The sequence below is a fragment of the Kitasatospora sp. NPDC089913 genome, assembly GCF_044748625.1.
Lineage (GTDB): Bacteria > Actinomycetota > Actinomycetes > Streptomycetales > Streptomycetaceae > Kitasatospora.
Genome location: NZ_JBIVGI010000002.1, coordinates 459,332 through 478,501 on the forward strand (window position 1 = coordinate 459,332; position 19,170 = coordinate 478,501).

Sequence of the window (19,170 nt, forward strand, 5' to 3'; positions counted from 1 at the left end):
AGGGTGCCCGGCGGGACCGCTCAGTGGCGGTGGTGGTTGTCCGGCTGGGCCGGGTCCCCCGGGTGTTCGAGGCCGGGGACGAGGACGAGCCGGGTGGCACGGGCGTGGTCGAGCCAGCGGACGAACGCGGACCGGCGGGCGGCGGCCCGCACCACGGCCGACGGATCGGGGTCGGGGTCGGGCTCGGCGGCAGGCCCGGCGGCGAGGCGGGCGGCCGTCCAACCGGCGGCGGTGACCCACTCGCCGGGGGCCGCGCCGCCCAGGGCCTCGGCGAGGGCGAGCGGGAGGGTGTCCGGGGCGGCCTCGAAGACGGAGCCGTCGGGGAGGGCGAGCCGCCACGGAGCGGCGGACGGGGGCCGTTCGGTGAGGGCGCGGTAGTGGGCCACCTCGGCGGCGGAGGGCTCGACCCCGGCGGTGACCGCTTCGCAGACGGCCCGCACCGCCGCACTGCCCTCGTACGCGGCGGCGGTGACGGAGCCGAGTTCGACCGCGGCCTGCTGGTCGAGGCGGGCGGGCGGCGCCGCCGGGTGGACGGCGAGGCCGCGTTCGGCGGCGACCGCTTCGCAGAGCGCCTCGGTCAGCAGCACCTGGGCGACCCAGCGGGCGAGTTGGCGGTCCTCGCCGCTGCCCGGCACGGGCAGCGCGGCGGCCCCGGGGCCGGCGCGCAGGGCGGCGAGGCGGCGGTCGAGGCCGGTGCGGGGCAGCGGCCGGCCGTCGAGCAGGCCGAGGACCGGGGCTTCGGCGGGGGCGCTCACGGTGCGACCACCACCGCGACGGTGGGGGCGTACTGGCAGCGGCCGAACCACATCACCTTGGCCAGGGCCCAGTACGCGCCGGGGTCCATGGCGGCCGGGGCCGCGAGTTCGAACTCCTCGACCGATTCGGCGCCCGCCGCGAGGGCGAAGCCGCGGACGGGGTCGGCGACGGTCTCCCAGGCGCCCCAGGGCGAGACGAGTTGCAGTTCGCCGCGGATCCCGCCGCGGGTGCGGTTGGTCAGCCGCAGCGCCAGGACGCCCCGCTCCCCCGGGGCGAGCCAGACGGTGTCGGCGAGCACCGCGACGCCGAGGCCGGTGTCGCGGCCCTCGGTGGCCGTGGTGCCCTGGGCGGCGGTCCAGTCCTCGAGGGCCTCGCCGGGGACGGGGAGGAGTTGCGGCAGGTCCCCGACCGCCACCGTGACCACGTCCTCGCTCTCCTGCCCGTCGTGGACCACCCGCACGGCGGCGAAGTACAGGCCGGGTTCGGCGCCCGCGGGCGGGGTGAGGGTGACCGGGAAGCGGAGGTGGCCGCCCGGGGCCAGCCGGTAGGGGCGGGCGGTGGGGCCGGCCGTCCAGCCCTCCGGCGGGTGGACGGTGGCGGTGCCCTCCACGGCGGCGTCCTGGAGCTGCGAGGAGAGCGCGACCGAGAGGGTGACGGGCTCCCCGGCCGTCCGCAGCAGGCCGGGCGAGGCACCGACGGACACCGGGAGGTAGCCGAGCGGCGCCGGGCCCCGGTTGTGCAGCCAGTAGCGGGCGTGCACCGGCTGGGCCGGCTCGGCGACCGCGCCGAGGACGGCTCCGGCCGGGTCGGCGGCCACCCCGGGGCGGGCCAACAGGGTGGCGAACGCCGAACCGGGGAGCGTGAGTTCGCCGTCGACCGGGCCGGTGGGCCGCTCCAGCAGATCGGCGTGGCGCAGGTCGACCAGGCCGAGCGCGCCGCCCAGGGCGACGGTGCCGCCCAGTCCGGTCGACTCGACCAGACGGACGGTGAGCTGCTCGGCGGAGGTGGTGACGGCGGACCCGTGGGCGATCGGGTTGCCGGCCGCTTTCAGGGCGCCCAGCAGCACCCGGCGAGCGGGTTCGACCCGCAGCCAGGAGAGCGTGGCCGGCAACGGGCCCGACTGTCCGGCGGGTACCGCCCGCGCGTACAGCGGGTGGTTGAACTCCTGCCCCTGAGCGGGGAGTTCCTGGTCCCGCCAGTCGCCGGGCCCGCCGACCAGGGCACAGTGGAAGTCGTGCGTCCAGTGCTGGAGCTGGAAGGACGCGCCGTCGGGCAGGGTGCGCCGCGGCGGGTCGATCCAGACGCCGGAGGGCCAGCCGGTGCACGAGCGCAGCAGCGACAGATGGAGCGCGCCGGTGGTGTCGACGGCGAAGCCGGGCAGGCCGTAGGTCAGCAACGCGACGGTGTGGTCGGTGAGTTGTTCGGCGGCGGGCGGGGCCACCGGGCAGCGGGCGGTGATCCGGGCGTCCGCGAGGTCGGCGGCGAGCGCGGCCGGGTCGACGACCACCAGCGCGGGCAGGGCCCGCAGGTCGCGCAGGTCCGCGCCGGGCCGCCAGACCTCGGCCAGCGGGGCGTCGGCGGGCACCCAGACGGCGCCGTGCGCCTTCAGCACGGCCGCGTACTCCTCGCCCGCGCGCTCCAGCAACTCCCGGGTGGCGTCGTTGGTCTCGGGCCCGCCGAGGAGGATCCGCAGGTCCGGCAGGTTGGAGTCGACGTCCAGCCAGCCGTACCGGGCCCAGTCGGCGCCGGAGGTGGTGGCGGTGACGCCGACCCGGGCGAGGGCGACGACCAGCTCCCGGGCGTCGGCGGCGGCGTCCAGCCCGGGGACGACCACCTCCGCGACGCCGAAGGCCCGTTCGCCGAGCGGCGCGCCGGTGACCGGGTCGGTGAGCACGGCCCGCGCGGTGGAGCCGAGGCCGAACCAGGTGTTGGCGGGGTTGTCGAGGGTCCACGGCGCTTCGGCCGAGTCGACGTCCGGCATCGCGAAGCCCCGGCCGACGACGGCACCCGCCACCTCGCTGACCGGCAGCGCCCCCGGCAGGTCGACCGGGAAGCGCAGCCGCAGCAGCCGGTCGGCGCCGCGGTGGTCGAGCACCCTGGTCCGGCAGTCGACCCGGTCGAGGCCGCGCCAGAGGGTGACCGTCTGCTCGAACCGCAGGCCGTCCACCGTCCCGGTGACCACCAGGCGTTCACCGAGCGGGCCGGTCTCCCGGCGGACCTCGGCCGGGCGTTCGGCGGAGCCGGTCACCGGGCCCTTGGGGATCAGGTGCCAGGGGCCCTCGCCGAAGTCCGGGTGCTGGGGGTACTCCTCGTACACCCGCAGTTCGTTGCCGACCAGTCCGGTCCGGATCAACTCCCTTTTCTGGCGCAGGTCCCGGACGGAGCAGAGGCCGCCGCCGCGGGCCGGGTCGGCCGTGACCCGGTAGCGGGCGTTGGCGACGGTGAGGCCCTCGGCCGGGTACCAGGGCGTGCTGTCCGGGGCCCCGGGCAGCAGCCGCCAGGTCCGCCAGCCGAGCGCCGGCACGTCCTCGGCCAGGAAGCGCAGGGTGCCCCGGTCCAGTGCGCAGGGCACCGGCGCCCCCGTGTCGTCCAGCACCCGCACCCCGCCGGCCGTGACCTCCGGGGGCAGCGGGACGGCCACCAGGTCGGTGCGGTCGAAGGAGAGCGTATTGGTGACGACCAGCGCCCGGCCCTCGCCCGCCGGGGTGGCGATCCGCGCCGTCAACGCGTCCAGCGCCCGGTCCCGGACGTCGGCCGCGAGGTCGTACGCCTCCCGCCAGCCGCCGAGCAGGTCCAGGTACACCTGGTCGGACTCGGAGCCGGTGATCGCGTCGTGGTGGGCGCCGTAGGCGAGGTGGCGCCACGCCTTGTCGAGCGCGGCCGCCGGGTAGCGGCCCAGGCCCTGCGTCTCGGCGAGCGCCGCGAGCTTCTCGGCGTCGACGGCCGCGGTCTCCGCCGCCCGCTGGGCCTGCTTGGTGTCGATGTAGGAGACGTCCTTGCCGGTGTAGACGGGGTTCATGTCGCGGCTCTGCGGGCCGGGACGGCGGCCGGTCGCGGCGAGTTCGGCGCGCACCGCGTCCAGGAAGTCGCGGGGGGTGGCGCAGACGAACCTCGGCCACAGGTACTTGGCGGCCCAGGAACGGTGGATCTCGGTGACCCACTTGTTGGGCGGGGTGTAGTCGGTGCCGACCGGCAGCAGCAGGTTCCTGGTCGCGCCGACCGGCTTGAGCTTGCGGTAGAGCTCGTACACGGCACGTTCGGCGGCGGCGAGGTCGGCCGAGGAGTCCATCCACCAGCCGGCCGAGTAGTGGTGCGGCATGTAGTGCGTGAGCACACCTTCGCCGCTCGGGGCGATCCATTCGAACTCGCTGGGGAACTGCATCACCCGGGCGTCGTCCTTCGCCTCCCGGAAGTTCTTCTGGATCGGGCCCCACTGGTGGAACGGGCCGCGCGCCCAGGCGCTGCCGGTGAGTCCGGCGGCGGCGAGGTGGCCGGGGAACTGCGGGTCGTGCCCGAACACGTCGAGCTGCCAGGCGGTCCGCGGATCGCCGCCGAGGATGTCGCGCTGGTAGCCGATGCCGTACACGATGTTGCGGATGGTGGTCTCGGCACCGGTGAGATTGGTGTTGGGCTCGTTGTAGGTGCCGCCGACGAGTTCCACCTGGCCCCGGTCGAGCAGCAGCCGCAGGGTCTCCCGCCGCTCCGGAAACTGGTCGAAGTACGGCTTCAGGTAGTCGACTTCGGCGAGCACGAACTTGTACACCGGATCGCGCAGCGCGAGGTCGAGATGGGCGTCGACGAGCGCGAAGCCGTTGCGCTCCCAGAGCGGCCGGGTGGTGGCGTCGGCGGAGAGCAGCTCCCAGGGGGAGGTGTAGGCGGCCTGGGTGTTCCACCACACCGGGTCGTAGTGGAAGTGGGAGACGAGGAACATCGTCCAGCCGGGCTCGGCGACCTCGACGACGGCCCCGGCGCGGGCACCGCCCGCCTCGACCGGCCCGCCCGCCTCGACCGTGACCGGCAGCCGGTCACCGGGGGCGGCGCCGGTGATCTCCAGGGGGACTTCGACCTGCCCCGTGCCGGCCGCCGCGCCGCGCACGCCCGGGCCGGTGACGGTGATCCGGGTGGCGGGCGGGCCGTCGAGGGTGACCCGCAGCAGTTGCCGCGGGGCGTGCTCGGGGCCGGTGAACAGATCCGTGCTCTCGACGGCGGTGAGGGTGACCGGCACGGGGAGGGTCCTTTCGGGTAGCGGCGGTCCGGGAACGGCGGGGTGTCACCCGCTCCGGGGGGCGTCGGACGCCCGGAGGGGGTCGGGCCCCCGGCGGGTGTCGGACGCCCCGGCGGGTGTCAGGCGCCCCAGGCCTCGAACTCGTAGATCCGGGCGGCCGGATCGGTGCCCTGGGTCGGTTTGGTCACCACCAGCCGGACGTACCGGGCCGTGGTGGTCACGGGGTGGGTGGTGGTGCCGGCGGTGTTGCCGGTGACGGTGGCGACGGTGGTCCACGGGTCGGTGGCGGCGGAGCGGACCTGGACCGAGAAGTCCCGGGTGTTGTACGCGGCGCTCTCCCCGCCCGCCTGCGCGTGCTTGACCACGAACTTCGTCAGCGGCTTCGCCGAACCGAGGTCCACCTCCAGCCACTTGGCACTGCTGAGGGTGCACCACTTGTCCCCGTTGCCGCCGTTGACGGTGCCGTTGACGGCCTTGGCCGGGCCCTCGTCGGTGTTGCACTGTCCGGAGGCGGTGGCCGGGCGGCCCAGTGCCAGGTTGCTGCCGGTGGGCGGGGTGCCGGTCCAGGGGACGGTGGTGGAGGCGACGGTGGAGCGGCCGAACTCGGTGGACACGGCCTCGACCTCGACGGTGGTGCTCGCCTCCGTGCCCGCGCGGTCGAGCCGGTTGACGAAGAAGGCGTCCGACGGGGTGGCGCCCAGGTAGCCCCGGGTGCCGTCGGCGTTGCGGCGGTACAGCTCGTAGTGGTGCACGTTCCCGCCGGCGGACGGCGTCCAGGCGAGCCGGAGCGACTGACTGCTCCCGGCCACCACGTCGGCCGCGCCGAGCAGAGTCAGCCCGGACGGTGCCGCCGGGGCGTCCACCGTGCCGTCGTAAACCGCGAGTTGGCCGATCCGCAGGTCGTAGGCGGAGCCGGTGCCGGTGGTCCGCAGACCGATCTGGGCGATGGTGCGGCCGGCGTAGGCGGACAGGTCGAGGGTCCTGCGCTCCCAGCCAGTACCGGTGGTGGCGCCCAGGTCGAGGGTGGTGAAGGTGGTCGGCGCGTCGGTGAAGGAGACCGCGGCGGCGAGGCGGGTGGCACCGGCGGCCGGGGTCTTCAGCACCACCGACAGCTTGGTGTCGGCCGCGACCGGCAGCCTGCTCTGGTACAGCCGCACGGTGTTGACGGCGCTCGGCGTCCCGGTGAGGCGCAGCGAGGAGCCGCCCTCGTAGGCGTCGGCGAAGTCGACCGACGGGGTCACCTTGCTGCCGGCCGACTCCACCAGCCAGTGGTAGGTGGGCGGCACGTCCTGGAGCGAGAGGTTGTTCCAGCCTCCGGTGGCGACCCGGGTGCCGGCCGCGTTGTAGAAGTCGCCCTCGCCGGAGGAGAAGTTGGTGACGAAGGGCTTGGCGGTGACCGGGGTGGACTCGGCGACGTAGCTCGCCAGGCCCTTCCAGGAGGAGGAGGTGGAGGTGTTGGAGGGGTCGTTGTTGGCGCCGACCCAGTACCGGGCGTCCTTGGTGAGGTAGTCGGCCCGGTCGGTCGACGACTTCCAGGTCCACTCGGGGCGGTAGAGGCCGAGTGAGGTGGTGTGCGGTTTTCCGGCCGGGAAGAGCGCGTTCCAGTCGACGCCGGTGTTGTAGCCGTTCGCCTCGGTGTCGATGCCGGAGTAGAGCTCGTACTCGCCCCGGCCGAGGCCCCGGGCCAGGGTGCGCGAGGAGTCCAGGCCGCCGGACGACCAGTTGAAGTTGAGGAACATCGAGTCGGAGGTGCGCTTCGCACCGTCCTGGAGGAAGGCGTCGTTGGCCGTGGTCAGGGCGTTCTGCCAACTGACCGATCCGGACTCGGTCATGGCGTCGTACCACATGAACTCGGTCCCGCTCTGCGCCTTGGTGTACTGCATCAGGTCGCGGACCTGGCCGGCGAGGGCCGAATCGCCGCCGCCGGTCTCCTGGTTGACGAACCAGCCGTCGAAGCCGTAGTACTGGGCGGCCTGGACGAGTTTGTCGGCGACGGGGTAGCGGCTGCCGGACTTCTGCACGAAGTCGCGCACCCACTGGAGTTGGCCGCCGTACGCGGCGGGCGGGAAGAAGACCGTGCCGTAGACCTTGACGCCGTTGCGGTGGGCGGCGTCGATCACGGTCGGGTTGGGGGCGAGGATGAGTCCCTCGCCGGCGGAGCCGCCCCAGAACACCAGCTTGTCGACGTACTGCCAGTAGCCGAAGGCGTAGTAGTTGGGGTCGGTGGAGCCCTGCGAGGGGTTGGCGGAGGTCGGCCCGAAGGAGACCAGGGAGGCGATCTTCCCCTCTCCCGCACGGGCGTTGGGGTTCGCCCTGAGCGCCGGGTCGGCGGTGCGGGGCTGGAGCGGCACGCGGGCGCGGTTGAACCGGGCGTCCGGGTCGGTGGCCGGGGCCCAGCCGAGGATGGTGTTCGGGTACCAGTAGGAGGCGTAGGGCTGGGTGCCGGTGGCGGCACTCACCGCGGCGGGGGCGGCCGCCGGGCCGGACGCGGCGGGGCCGGGGGCGGCCCCGGCGATCGTGGGGGTCAGGCCCAGGACGGCTGCGCCGAGGGCGGCGCCGAGGAGGCGGGGGATCCTTCGTCGTGACATGCGCTGGCTCCGTTCGCGCGGAAGGCGGAGGAGGGTGGGGGCGGGCCTCGCCCGGGGCGGGCGCGGCCCGGGGGTGCATGTGCGGGTACGGCGGGTGCGGGTGCGGGTGCGGGTGCGATGTGTACGGGTACGGGTACGGGTACGGGTGCGACGTGCACGGGTGCGTGCGCGGCGGGTACGGGGTGCGGCGGGTGGCTGCGGGACGGGGCCGGGTGCGCGGTGCCGGTGGTGCGGGCTCCGGGCGGGGTGCGGCGCGCGGGCGCGGTGGAACCGGCGCGGGCCCGGGTGCGAACGGGCCGGCCGGGCGGCCGTGGGCGCCCTCGCCGCGCTCCGGCCCACGGTGCTGCGCCGAGCGGGGCCCGCTCGGCGCCAGCGAGGCTAAACCGGTTCAGAGGCGCTGTCAACGGTGCCGGTGGAGTTCACACCCACCGGTGAACCGCCGGCCGGCGGCGAGGTGGACTCCCGCACGGTCAGCCGCGGGGTCGGCATCTGCAGGTCACGGTCCGGGCCGGTGCCGTCGATCACCGCGAGCAGGCTGCGCGCCACCTGCTCGCCGAGCGCGAAGGTGTCCCGGCTCAGCGCGGTGAGCGGCGGGTGCACGATCCGGGCGAGCACCGAGTCGTCGAAGGAGACGATGGACAGCTCCCCGGGCACCGCGACGCCCATCTCCCCCGCCACACCGAGGCCGGCCACCGCCATCACGTCGCTGTCGTAGACGATCGCGGTGGGCCGCCGGGGCCGCGAGAGCAGGGTGCGGGTGGCCGCGGCGCCCTCGGCGTCGCTGAAGTCGGTCGGCACCGAGAGCGCCTCCTCCAGCCCGAGCCGGCGGGAGGCGTCGCGCAGCGCCCGGATCCGCCGCTGGGTGTGCTGGAAGTGCGGCAGCCCGGCCAGGTGGGCGATCCGCCGGTGCCCGACGGCGGCCAGGTAGTCGACGATGGAGAGCATCGCCTCGCGGTCGTCGGCCCAGATCCGCAGCGGCCCGGCGCCCTTGCCCGGCCCGCCGAGCACGACGGCGGGCAGGCCGAGGGCGTCCAGTACGGCGAGCCTGGGGTCGCGCAGCTGGAGGTCGACCACGATGAAGCCGTCGACCCGGTGCTCGGACGTCCAGCGGCGGTAGACCTCGATCTCGGCCGCGGTGTCCTCGACCACCATCAGGTGCAGGGCGACGGAGTGCGCGGACAGCACCGCCTGGAGGCCGGAGAGCAGCTGGCTGAAGAACGGCTCGACCCCGATGGTCCTGGCCGGGCGGGCGATCACCAGTCCGACCGCGTCCGCCCTGGCCCCGCCGAGGGCCCGGGCCGCGCTGTGCGGCCGCCAGTTCATCTCCTCGGCGACCTGGAGGATCCGGGCCCTGGTCGCCTCGCTCACCCCCGGGCGGCCGTTGAGCGCGAAGGACACCGCGCCCTTGGAGACGCCCGCCCGACGGGCGATGTCGGCGATGGTCGGTCTGCCCACGCGTTCCGACTCCTCTCTTGACAGCCAAGTTTAGGCCGGAGCATAGTCCCTGCAACAGCTAGACCGGTTTAGTAAGACAGGTTCCAGAACCGCACGCAATCCCACCCGCGCAGTCCCACCCGCGTCATCCCCGATGCATCCCCCTCCCCCACCCACCACGGGAGAACCCTCATGCGTAGAATCCGGGCGGCAGTCACGACGGCGGTACTCACCGCGACCCTGGCCACCGGCTGCGGACTCGGCTCCGACGGCAGCTCCGGCAGCGGCGACAGTGCGGCGAGCGCCGCCGCCACCGGCGAGGTCAAGGGCAAGGTCTCGCTCCAGACCTGGGCGCTGAAGCCCAAGTTCACCGCCTATGTGCAGGGCGTGATCGACGGCTTCAAGCAGAAGTACCCGGGCGTCGAGGTCGACTGGCTGGACCAGCCCGGCGAGGGCTACTCCGACAAGGTGCTCAGCCAGGCCGCCGCCGGCACCCTGCCCGACGTGGTCAACCTCCCACCGGACTTCGCCCTTCCGCTGGCGAAGCAGGGCCTGCTGCTGGACGTCGCCAAGGCCGACCCGAAGGCCGCCGAGGAGTACGTGACCGGCGGCCTCGACGCCTACCGCTTCGCGGGCCAGGACGGCACCTTCGGCTATCCGTGGTACCTCAACACCGACGTCAACTACTGGAACGCCGAGCTGCTGACCAAGTACGGCCTGGACCCGAAGAAGCTCCCCACCACCCTGGACGAACTCATCGCCCAGGCCAGGACCTTCAAGGAGAAGGCCGGCGGCTCCGCCTACCTGATGAGCCGAAAGCCCGGCCTCGGCGACCTGGTCGACGCGGGCGTCAAGGTGATGGCCGAGGACGGCAGGTCGTTCACCTTCAACACCCCCGAGGCCGCGGCCGTACTGGACAAGTACCGCGCCGCGTTCAAGGAGGGGCTGCTGCCGAACGACGTCCTCACCGACACCTACGCCGGCAACTCCAAGCTCTTCACCGCCGGCACCGCGGCCTGGACCACCGCCGGGGCCAACTTCATCACCGCCGTCGCCACCGACAACCCCACCCTCGCCCCGAAGATCGTCTCCTCCCCGTCGATGGGCACCCCTCCGCTCTACGTCCAGGGCGTGTCCGTGCCCAGGAACACCAAGAACCCGGCCGCCGCCGTGGCCCTGGCCCGCTGGGTCACCAGCCCGGAGAACCAGGCCGCCTTCTCCCGGCTGACCAGCATCTTCCCCTCCACCAAGGCCTCCGCGAACGACCCGCTGTTCAGCAAGTCGGACGGCAGCAACGCCGGCGACGCCAAGGTCGTCGCCTTCACCTCGCTGGCCAGGGCCAAGATGCTCCAGCCAGTCCAGGTGGACGACGCCATGAGCACCATCGTCAAGCAGCAGTTCACCCTCGCGATCAGCGGCGACACCAGCTCCAAGCAGGCCCTGGACACCGCCGTCGAGCGGTGCAACCAGCTCCTCAAGGGCTAGGGGTCGCCTGACGGTTCCCCAGCCCTCCCGCCGGCGGGCGGCGGCCCTGCCCCCCGGGAGCCACCGCCCGCCGGGTACCACCCGCGACCCCCGCCCCAGGAAGGCACGGCATGACCCACCGGCGCTGGTTCACCCCCTGGCTGCTCGCCGGGCCCGCACTGATCTGGCTGGCCGTCTTCAACCTCTGGCCCGCCGCCAACACGGTGATCCTGTCGTTCACCAACGCCAAGCCCCTCGGCGGCGGGCGGTTCACCGGCCTCGACAACTACCAACGCGCCTTCAGCGACGACCAGTTGGCCGACGCCCTGCTCAACTCCGTGATCTACCTGCTGATCTGCCTGCCGCTGCTGACCCTGCTGCCGCTGCTGCTGGCCCTGCTGGTCCAGCGCCGGCTGCCCGGCATCACCTTCTTCCGCACCGCGTTCTACACCCCCGTCGTCGCCTCCGCCGTCGTGGTCGCCCTGATCTGGGGCTGGGCGCTGAACGACCGCGGGCTGATCAACGGCGTGCTCCAGCAGACCGGCCTCGCCGACTCACCGGTCCCCTTCCTCACCGACCGCTGGCTGCTGCTGCTCAGCGCGATCGCCCTGACCACCTGGAAGGGCCTCGGCTACTACATGGTCATCTACCTGTCGGCGCTGGCCAACGTCGGCCGGGAGCTGCACGAGGCCGCCGCCGTCGACGGCGCGGGAGCGCTGCGCCGCTTCCTGCACGTCACCCTGCCGGGGGTACGGCCCACGATGGTGCTGGTCTCGGTGCTGATCTCGGTGTCCTCGCTGCGGGTGTTCTCCGAGCTGTACGTGCTCTCCAACGGCACCGGCGGCCCGGGCGGCCGGGACATGTCGGTGGTGATGCTGATCCAGATGTACAGCCGCGGTTTCACCGGTCACCTCGGCTACGCCTCGGCGCTCAGCCTGCTGCTCTTCTTCATCACCCTCGGCCCGATGCTGCTGCTGACGCGCCTCAACCGGAAGGCGGCCTGACCCGTGCGGCGCTCCCGAAGCTTCAACACCCCTTCCCCCGCCGAGACCGCGCTGCGCTACCTGCTGCTCCTGCTCGTCCTGCTGCTGGTCGTCGGGCCGTTCCTGTGGCAGCTCTCCACCTCCCTCAAGGGTCCGACCGAGGACGTCTGGTCCGCCACCCCGCGCTTCCTCCCGGACCACCCCACCTTCGACAACTACCTCAAGGTCGCCGACACCGTCCCGGTCTGGACCTACGCCGCCAACTCGCTGATCGTCGCCGCCATCGCGATCATCGGCAACGTGGTCGGCTGCACCCTGGCCGGCTACGCGCTCGCCAAGCTGCGCTTCCGCGGCGCCCGGCTGGTGTTCGGCCTGCTGCTGGCCACCCTGATCCTGCCCGGCGAGGCCACCGTCGTGTCCCAGTACGTCACCGTGCGCAGCCTCGGCCTGGCCGACACCCTGACCGGGGTCGCCCTGCCCGGCGCGCTGGCCATGCTGAACGTGCTGCTGATGCGCACCGCCTTCGCCACCGTCCCGCCCGAGCTGGAGCAGGCCGCACTGGTGGACGGCGCCAACGTCCGCCAGCGGCTGTGGCACATCGGGCTGCCGAACGTGCGCGGCATGCTCAGCGTGATCGTGATCTTCACCTTCATCGGTGCCTGGGACGACTTCCTCTGGCCGCTGATCGTGCTCAACGACCCGCAGAAGTACACCCTCACCGTCGGTCTCCAGTACCTCAACGGCACCTTCAGCGCCAACCCCCGGCTGATCGCGGCCGGCACCATGATCGCCTTCCTGCCGATCGTGGTGGTGTTCGCGGTGTGCCAGCGCTTCTTCTTCAAGGGAGTGGAGGAGGGTGCCGTGAAGGGCTGAACTCCGCACCGGACGACCGCACCGCACCGGACCGCACCGGACCGCACCGCACCGGACGGCCCCGCCGGACCGCACCGGACGCACCGCCGTTCCTCCTCCCAGGGAGCCACCGACCATGACCACCGCTCCGCGGACCACCGCCCCGCGCTTCGGCGTCAACTACACGCCCGCCGCCGGCTGGTTCCACCACTGGCTCGACTTCGACCTCGACGCCGTCCGCGCCGACCTCGACTCGATCGCCGCGCTCGGCCTCGACCACGTCCGGGTGTTCCCGCTCTGGCCGCTGTTCCAGCCCAACCGCACCCTGATCCGCCCGCGCGCCGTCGAACAGCTCGTGGCGCTGGTGGACGCGGCCGGGGAGCGCGGGCTCGACGTCGCCGTGGACGGCCTCCAGGGGCACCTGTCCAGCTTCGACTTCGAACCGGCCTGGATCCGCACCTGGCACCGCCGGAACATGTTCACCGACCCGGACGTGGTCGACGGCCAGGCCGCCTATCTGCGCACCCTCGCCGCGGCCCTCGCCGAACGGCCCAACTTCCTCGGCATGACGGTCGGCAACGAGGTCAACCAGTTCTCCGGCGAGCCGCACCCCGACCCGCACCGGGCCACCCCCGAGCAGGCCGGGGCCTGGCTGCGCCGGATGGTCGACGCCTGCGAGCGGGGCGCCCCCGGCCGGCTGCACCTGCACGCCTCCTACGACGCGGCCTGGTACCTCGACGGGCACCCGTTCACGCCCTGGCACTCGGCCCGGATCGGCGCGGCCACAGCCGTGCACTCCTGGGTGTTCAACGGCACGGCGCAGCGCTACGGCGCCCGCTCCACCGCGAGCGACCAGCACGCCGCCTACCTGGTGGAGCTCTCCAAGGCCTGGGCCGAGGACCCGCACCGCCCGGTCTGGCTGCAGGAGGTCGGCGCCCCGGCCCCGCACATCACCGCCGCGGACGCCGCCCGGTTCACCGGCGCGACCGTCGCCGCCGTGCTGGACTGCCCCGACCTGTGGGGCGTCACCTGGTGGTGCTCGCACGATGTGGACCGTTCGCTGGCGGACTTCCCGGTGCTGGAGTACAGCCTCGGCCTGCTGACCAACGACCGGCGGGTCAAGCCGGCCGGCGAGCGGCTGGCCGAAGCCGTCGCCGCCGCGCGCGCCGGCTGGCGGGCGCCCGCGCCGCGCCGCACCGCCGTGGTGGTCGCCGCCGGGGACGAGGTGACCGCGCCGGGCCGCTCGGTCTGCGGTCCCGGCGGCGCCGTGTTCGAGACCTTCATGCGGCTGGCCGCGGACGGCGCCCGGCCGACCGCGGTCCTGGCCGAGCGCGCCGGGGACGCCGCCCACCTCGCCGCCCGCGGCATCACCGAACTTGTCCACCCGGACGACCTCCGCCGATCCTCCCTCCCCCTCGCCCAGTCGCCCAACGGAGCCCGCTGACATGCACGATGACCGCACCCTCGTCGAAGCCCGCCTCAAGCGCGTCCTGGAGGAGCGCATCCGCCCCGCGGTGTACCCGGAGTCCGTCCCGCTGACCGCCTCGGTCTGGACCGCGCCCGGCGAGCCCGTCCCGGTCGCCGAGGGCCTGGCCGCGCCGCGCTCGCCGATCGCGGTCGGGGACGCCTGGGGCGCGCCCTGGAGCACCAGTTGGCTCACGGTGGCCGGGACGGTGCCCGAAGCCTGGGCCGGGCGGACCGTCGAGGCGCTGATCGACCTCGGCTTCGACGCCAATATGCCCGGTTTCCAGTGCGAGGGCCTGGTGTACCGCCCCGACGGCACCCCGGTGAAGGGCCTCAACCCGCAGAACCAGTGGGTGCGGATCGCCGCCCCGGCGGCCGGCGGCGAGCCGGTGCTGCTGCACGTCGAGGCCGCCGCCAATCCGGTCATCCTCGACTACCACCCCTTCCTGCCCACCGAGCTGGGGGACAAGGAGACCGCGGGGGACGAGCCGCAGTACCGGCTGGCGCGGATGGACCTCGCGGTGTTCGACGAGACGGTCTGGCAGCTGGTGCTGGACCTGGAGGTGCTCGGCGAGCTGATGGCCGAGCTGCCGGCCGACGGCGCCCGCCGCTGGGAACTGCTGCGCGCGGTCGAGCGGGCCCTCGACGCGATCGATCTCCAGGACGTCAACGGTACCGCGGCGGCGGCTCGTTCGTGCCTGGTCGAGGTGCTGGCCGCGCCCGCCGCGCCGTCCGCGCACCGGATCGGCGCGATCGGCCACGCCCACATCGACTCGGCCTGGCTGTGGCCGCTGCGGGAGACGGTCCGCAAGGTCGCCCGGACCGCCGCCAACATGACCGCGCTGCTGGAGGACGAGCCGGACTTCCTCTACACCATGTCCCAGGCGCAGCAGTTCGCCTGGATCAAGGAGCACCGCCCGGAGGTGTACGCCCGGGTGAAGAAGGCGGTGGCGGACGGCCGCTTCGTCCCGGCCGGCGGCATGTGGGTGGAGTCGGACACCAACATGCCCTCCTCGGAGGCGATGGCCCGTCAGTTCGTGCACGGCAAGCGGTTCTTCCTGGAGGAGTTCGGGACCGAGAACGAGGAGGCCTGGCTGCCGGACACCTTCGGTTTCACCGGCGGCCTGCCGCAGATCATCCGCAACGCGGGCTCCAAGTGGCTGCTGACCCAGAAGATCTCGTGGAGCCAGATCAACAAGTTCCCGCACCACACCTTCCTGTGGGAGGGCATCGACGGCACCCGGATCTTCACCCACTTCCCGCCCGTGGACACCTACAACTGCTCCATGAAGGGCTCCGAGATCGCCCACGCGGCACGGAACTTCAAGGACAAGGGGGTGGCCCGGCACTCGCTGGCGCCGACCGGCTGGGGCGACGGCGGGGGCGGCACCACCCGCGAGATGGTCGGCAAGGCCGCCCGGCTGCGCGACCTGGAGGGCTCGGCCGCGGTGCGCTGGCAGCGGCCGGCCGAGTTCTTCGCCGAGGCCGAGGCCGAGTACCCGAAGCCGCCGGTCTGGGTCGGCGAGCTGTACCTGGAGCTGCACCGGGCCACCCTGACCAGCCAGGCCAGGACCAAGCAGGGCAACCGGCGCAGCGAGAACCTGCTGCGGGAGGCCGAACTCTGGTGCGCCACGGCCGCGTTGCGCACCGGCCTGGCGTACCCGTACGAGCGGCTGGACCGGATCTGGAAGACCGTGCTGCTGCACCAGTTCCACGACATCCTGCCGGGCTCCTCGATCGCCTGGGTGCACCGGGAGGCGGAGGCGACGTACGCGGGTCTGGCGGCCGAACTGGAGGAGCTGATCGGCGCCGCCCAGCAGGCCCTGGCGGGCGATCCGGCGGGCGGGCGCGAGCTGGTGTTCAACGGCGCCCCGCACGGGCGCTCGGCGGTGCCGGCGGGCGGCGCGGCGGTGGCGGTGGCCGGTCCGGGCGACTGCTCGGTGACCGGGCGCGAGGGCGGCGGCTTCGTCCTCGACAACGGCCTGCTGCGGGTCGTGGTGGACGGTGACGGCCTGGTGGTGTCGGCGGTCGACGCGGCGAGCGGCCGGGAGACGGTCGCCCCGGGCACCCGGGCGAACCTGCTCCAGCTGCACCCCGACTTCCCGAACATGTGGGACGCCTGGGACGTCGACCAGTTCTACCGGAACACGGTCACCGACCTGGTCGGGGCCGACGAGGTCGCCGTGCACACCGAGGGCCCGGCGGAGGTCGCGGTGCGGGTCGCCCGCTCGTTCGGCTCCTCCACGGTGACCCAGACGCTGACCCTGCGCGCGGGCTCGGGCCGGCTCGACATCGACACCGAGGTGGACTGGCACGAGGCGGAGAAGTTCCTGAAGCTCGCCTTCCCGCTGGACGTGCACACCGAGCGGTACGCGGCCGAGACGCAGTTCGGCCACCAGTTCCGGCCCACCCACACCAACACCAGCTGGGACGCGGCCAAGTTCGAGGCCTGCAACCACCGCTTCGTGCACCTGGCCGAACCGGGCTGGGGCGTCGCGCTGGTCACCCCCTCGACCTACGGGCACGACGTGACCCGGGCGGTGCGCGCGGACGACGGCGGCACCACCACCACGGTCCGGTTCTCGCTGCTGCGCGCGCCGCGCTTCCCCGACCCGCGCACCGACCAGGGCCGGCACCGGTTCCGGCACGCGCTGGTGCCCGGCGCGGAGATCGGCGACGCGGTCCGCGAGGGCTACGCGGTGGGCCTGCCCGAGCGCCGGGTGACCGGTTCGGCCGAATCGGTGCGGCCGCTGGTCGGGCTGGACCAGGACGCGCTGGTGGTGAGCGCCGTCAAGCTGGCCGACGACGGCAGCGGGGACCTGGTGGTGCGGGTCTACGAGTCCGCCGGCGGCCGGGCCCGGGGGCGGCTGGCGACCTCCTTCGCGCTGGCCGCCGCAGTGCCCTGCGACCTGCTGGAGCGGCCGTGGGACGGCACCCGCGGCGAGGTCGTGGCGGACGGCGACGGGGTGCGGCTGACGCTGCGGCCGTTCGAACTGGTGACCCTGCGGCTGACGCCGGCGCGCTGATCCTGTTTGCTGTCCCTGTCGTGCCGCTCGTCCGGCCCGCCGTCCTGGTCCCCCCGGGGCGGCGGGCCGGACGCCCGTCCACCCGTTCGTCCACCGCACCGGAGCCCTCCGCCATGACCGCGCCCTCGCCGTCCACCGCCCCGCTCCCCGCCGGCCCGCCCCTCACCGGCCCGGTCTGGGCCGCCGTCGACATCGGCGGCACCAAGATCGCCGGGGCGCTCGTCGACTCCGCCGGGACGCTCGCCCACCGCGTCCAGCTGCCGACCCCGGCGAAGGAGTCCGGCGCCGAGGTCCTGGCCGTGGTGCACCGGGTGCTGGACCACCTCGCCGCCACACCCGACTGGGCGGCGGTCACCGCCGTCGGCATCGGCAGCGCCGGACCGGTGGACCTCGTCGGCGGCACGGTCAGCCCGGTCAACATCCCCGGCTGGCGGGAGTTCCCCCTCACCGCCGAGGTCGCCGCCCACCCCGCAGTGGCCGGCCGCCCGGTGGCGCTGGCCGGGGACGGGGTCGCGATGGCCGCCGCGGAGCACTGGCGCGGCGCCGCCCGGGGCGCCGGGAACGCGCTCTGTCTGGTGGTCTCCACCGGGGTCGGCGCGGGCCTGGTGCTGAACGGCGCGGTGCACCCCGGGCCCAGCGGCAACGCCGGCCACCTCGGCCACATCAGCGTGGACCTGGACGGCGAGCGGTGCCCGTGCGGCTCGTACGGCTGCCTGGAGAACATCGCCAGCGGCACCGCGATCGCCCGGCGGGCGCTCGCCGGTGGCTGGGAGCCCCGGGACGGGGACCGCTCGGCGCGCGCGGTGGCCGAGGACGCACTGGCCGGGCACCCGGTGGCACTGGCCGCCTTCGACCGGGCGGCGCAGGCGCTGGCGGCCGGGATCGCCGCCACCGCCACCCTGGTCGACCTGCGGCGGGTGGTGGTCGGCGGCGGGGTGGCGGCGGCCGGACCGGTGCTGTTCGAGCCGCTGGCCCGGCACCTGGACCGCTACGCGGCACTGCCGTACGTGCACGGACTGGACGTGCGGCGGGCCGAGCTGGGGAACGACGCCGGGCTGATCGGCGCCGCCGCGCTCTGCCGCTGAACAACAGGCCCCGCCCCTCGCCCCTGCCCGTTCCACCGTCTCCGGGAGACCTCCGCATGGCGCTGTTCGCCCCGCTCACCAACCCGGTGCGCCCGTACGCCTGGGGATCCGTCACCGCGATCCCCGAGCTGACCGGCACCGCGCCCACCGGCGGGCCGCAGGCCGAACTGTGGCTGGGCGCCCACCCGTCCGCGCCGTCCCTGCTCGACGACGGACACGGGCCGCGCCCGCTCGACCGGCTGATCGCCGAGTCCCCGGAGGAACTGCTCGGTCCGGCCACCGTCCGGCGGTTCGGCCCCCGGCTGCCGTTCCTGTTCAAGGTGCTGGCCGCCGACCGGGCGCTGTCCCTCCAGGTCCACCCGACCCGGGCCCAGGCCGAGGCCGGGTTCGCCGCCGAGGAGGCGCTCGGGGTGCCGCCGGACGCCCCGGAGCGGGTCTACAGGGACCGCCAGCACAAGCCGGAACTCCTCTGCGCGCTCGGCGACTTCGAGGCCCTGTGCGGATTCCGCCCGACCGCGGCCACGGCCGGACTGCTGGAGCGGCTGGCCGTCCCGGCGCTGGCGGGCTGGGCCTCCGAGCTGCGCGCGCGGCCCGCCGCGGAGGTGCTGCCCGCCCTGCTCCGGCAGGCCCTCGGCGGCGGCGCGGGCGGTCCGGGCGCTCCGGGCAGCGCCGCCGTGCTCACGGAGGTCACCGCCGCACTGCACCGGGTCGCGGCGTCCGGCGGTCCCCACGCCGCCGCCTGCGCGGCCTACGCCCGGACCGCCCGGGACCACCCCGGCGACCCGGGCCTGCTGGCCGCGCTGCTGCTGAACCACGTCCGGCTGCGGGCCGGCCAGGCGCTGCACCTGGACGCCGGCGTGCCGCACGCCTACCTCCGCGGCCTGGGGGTCGAACTGATGGCCAACTCGGACAACGTGCTGCGCTGCGGTCTGACCCCCAAACACATCGATGTCCCGGGCCTGCTCGCGGTGACCGTCCCCGAGGCCGCCGAACCGTCCGTGCTGACCGCCGCACCGGTGGCCGGCGGCGATCCCTCGGAAGCCTGCTTCCCCTCCCTCGCGGCCGAGTTCCGCCTCTCCCGGCTCCGCCTCGCCGACACCGGCATGCGGATCGACCGTGCGGACTCCCCGCAGATCCTGCTGTGCACCGCCGGCGAGGCCCGGCTGTCCGCCCCCGACGGCACGGCCCTGCGCCTCGCCCGGGGCGGCTCCGCCTATCTGCCGCCCACCACCGTCCCGGTCCGGCTCGACGGCCCGGGCGCGGAGCTCCACCGCGCGACCGTCGGCTGACGCG

The 19,170-nt window shown here is 74.3% G+C and carries 11 protein-coding genes; 7 read left to right on the plus strand and 4 right to left on the minus strand.

All coding sequences use genetic code 11. The features are described from left to right. Window positions 1-20: 20 nt before the first annotated feature. The 4 genes from ACIPYS_RS06030 to ACIPYS_RS06045 form a co-directional block, all read right to left on the minus strand. Window positions 21-755: a hypothetical protein gene (locus tag ACIPYS_RS06030; protein WP_093863240.1), complete on the minus strand. Its 735-nt coding sequence runs from the start codon at window positions 753-755 to the stop codon at window positions 21-23. Beyond that, on the minus strand, window positions 752-4,981 hold the full coding sequence (locus tag ACIPYS_RS06035) for an NEW3 domain-containing protein (RefSeq protein ID WP_400743682.1): 4,230 nt from the start codon (window positions 4,979-4,981) through the stop codon (window positions 752-754). The genes ACIPYS_RS06030 and ACIPYS_RS06035 overlap by 4 nt, the downstream gene beginning before the upstream one ends. A 119-nt stretch (window positions 4,982-5,100) precedes the next feature. Continuing rightward, window positions 5,101-7,569 (minus strand): discoidin domain-containing protein, encoded by a 2,469-nt coding sequence (locus ACIPYS_RS06040; RefSeq protein ID WP_400743685.1) that lies wholly within the window; start codon window positions 7,567-7,569, stop codon window positions 5,101-5,103. 378 nt (window positions 7,570-7,947) lie between these two features. Continuing rightward, a complete protein-coding gene (locus tag ACIPYS_RS06045) occupies window positions 7,948-9,024 on the minus strand; it encodes a LacI family DNA-binding transcriptional regulator (RefSeq protein ID WP_093863237.1) in 1,077 nt (358 codons plus the stop codon). 171 nt (window positions 9,025-9,195) lie between these two features. On the opposite strand from ACIPYS_RS06045, the gene ACIPYS_RS06050 reads away from it, so the two are divergent. The 7 genes from ACIPYS_RS06050 (at window position 9,196) to manA (ending at window position 19,166) form a co-directional block, all read left to right on the plus strand. Next, window positions 9,196-10,488 carry an extracellular solute-binding protein gene (locus ACIPYS_RS06050; RefSeq protein ID WP_093863236.1) on the plus strand — a complete coding sequence of 431 codons (1,293 nt, stop codon included), beginning with the start codon at window positions 9,196-9,198 and terminating at the stop codon, window positions 10,486-10,488. 110 nt (window positions 10,489-10,598) lie between these two features. Beyond that, window positions 10,599-11,471 carry a carbohydrate ABC transporter permease gene (locus ACIPYS_RS06055; RefSeq protein ID WP_093863235.1) on the plus strand — a complete coding sequence of 291 codons (873 nt, stop codon included), beginning with the start codon at window positions 10,599-10,601 and terminating at the stop codon, window positions 11,469-11,471. A 3-nt stretch (window positions 11,472-11,474) separates the two neighbouring features. After that, on the plus strand, window positions 11,475-12,323 hold the full coding sequence (locus ACIPYS_RS06060) for a carbohydrate ABC transporter permease (RefSeq protein WP_400743690.1): 849 nt from the start codon (window positions 11,475-11,477) through the stop codon (window positions 12,321-12,323). Window positions 12,324-12,438: 115 nt separating this feature from the next. After that, window positions 12,439-13,746 carry a glycosyl hydrolase gene (locus ACIPYS_RS06065; RefSeq protein WP_400743693.1) on the plus strand — a complete coding sequence of 436 codons (1,308 nt, stop codon included), beginning with the start codon at window positions 12,439-12,441 and terminating at the stop codon, window positions 13,744-13,746. Window position 13,747: 1 nt separating this feature from the next. Further along, window positions 13,748-16,792, plus strand: a complete 3,045-nt coding sequence (locus ACIPYS_RS06070; protein ID WP_400743696.1) for an alpha-mannosidase — start codon at window positions 13,748-13,750, stop codon at window positions 16,790-16,792. Between the two features lie 113 nt (window positions 16,793-16,905). After that, on the plus strand, window positions 16,906-17,877 hold the full coding sequence (locus ACIPYS_RS06075; protein WP_400743699.1) for an ROK family protein: 972 nt from the start codon (window positions 16,906-16,908) through the stop codon (window positions 17,875-17,877). A 56-nt stretch (window positions 17,878-17,933) separates the two neighbouring features. Beyond that, window positions 17,934-19,166: a mannose-6-phosphate isomerase, class I gene (gene manA, locus ACIPYS_RS06080; protein ID WP_400743702.1), complete on the plus strand. Its 1,233-nt coding sequence runs from the start codon at window positions 17,934-17,936 to the stop codon at window positions 19,164-19,166. The last annotated feature ends 4 nt before the right edge of the window (window positions 19,167-19,170 follow it).